Annotated in this window: 3 protein-coding genes; all 3 read right to left on the reverse strand. The window is 36.5% G+C overall.

Annotation, left to right across the window (positions count from 1 at the left end; translation table 11 throughout):
• On the reverse strand, positions 1–116 hold a 116-nt coding region (locus tag AB0N03_RS52425), incomplete at its 3' end, for a MerR family DNA-binding transcriptional regulator (RefSeq protein ID WP_364389017.1).
• A 127-nt stretch (positions 117–243) separates the two neighbouring features.
• On the reverse strand, positions 244–681 hold the full coding sequence (locus AB0N03_RS52430; protein ID WP_364389013.1) for a low molecular weight protein-tyrosine-phosphatase: 438 nt from the start codon (positions 679–681) through the stop codon (positions 244–246).
• Between the two features lie 148 nt (positions 682–829).
• Positions 830–1,202 (reverse strand): Holliday junction DNA helicase RuvB C-terminal domain-containing protein (locus tag AB0N03_RS52435; protein WP_364389015.1); only part of this gene is annotated, 373 nt, incomplete at its 5' end.

Below are 1,202 nucleotides of genomic sequence, written 5' to 3' on the forward strand. Positions count from 1 at the left end.
CGACGATTACCGTCACTTCGCTCCGGGAAAATAAGCTCTTGCTCTTCGTAATAACGAATCTGCCTTGCGCTTAGGTCAGTGAGTTTCATGACAGTTCCTATTGGAAGTACCGCCATAGAGCGTCTTAATTCACGTTCTTTCACCAAATCTCGCCTCCATGCCTTTCATTATAGACCTTGTTATTAGCAAAGTCAAGTTTTAATGTGAGATTTTCTCACATCGGTTTATTTTATTTGAAATATTTTATACAATTTCATCCAATAATCTTTGACAACCCGTCTTAACAAGTTGATAAGTTTCTTGGAAATCGACCGTAAACCATGGATCTGGAACACCTTGTTCTAAAAGCATCGCGATTTTTTGACTCGTTCCTTCTGGTGCCATTTTTCTAAGATTTTCTAAATTGGATTCATCCATTGCGATAATTTTATCAAATTCATAAAAATCTTCACTACTGATTTTTTGACTTCCTTTTTGAAGGTCAAAAGCAATCTTTTGTTCTTTTAGTTTTGTTTGGGTTCCAGAATGAATTGGATTTCCATGCTCCCAAGAAGAAGTTGCTCGACTTTCAATCAAAAAATTTGATTCATTTCCTGCCTTTTCAACTAAATCTTTCATGACAAATTCTGCCATTGGGCTACGACAAATATTTCCTAAACAGACAAAAACAATCTTTTCCATTACTTCCTTACTTTATATCATTTATAAATTAACTAATTTTGAGCATTTATTCTATTATACCCTATTTCACAAGATATTACTGACAGAATTCTAAAATGAAAAAGTCTGCCAAAATTTGACAAACTTTTTTACTGACAGATGCTAACTGTCAATCTTCTTCATTGTAAACATACCCTAGGTGTTCATAGGCTCTTTGGGTCACCTTACGTCCCTGTTTAGTTCTCATCAAAAATCCTTTTTGAATCAAATAAGGTTCATACATATCCTCGACCGTTTCACGGTCTTCGGCAATATTTACCGCCAAAGTTCCAATCCCAACAGGACCACCGTGGTACATTTCAATCATTGTGCGGAGAATTTTTTGGTCAATATAGTCCAAACCAGCGGCATCAACATCAAGAATAGACAAGGCCTTATCGGTAATTGCTTTATCCACTCGGCCATCCCCCATTATTTGAGCAAAATCACGCACTCGTTTAAGTAAACGATTGGCAATCCGTGGAGTCCCTCGACTACGTAAA

The organism is Amycolatopsis sp. NPDC051061 (assembly GCF_040682935.1).
GTDB lineage: Bacteria > Actinomycetota > Actinomycetes > Mycobacteriales > Pseudonocardiaceae > Amycolatopsis.

Bases quoted from the DNA above. Each gene is read 5' to 3' on its own strand.
- AB0N03_RS52430 (WP_364389013.1), bottom strand. From the start codon at position 681: ATGGAAAAGATTGTTTTTGTCTGTTTAGGAAATATTTGTCGTAGCCCA.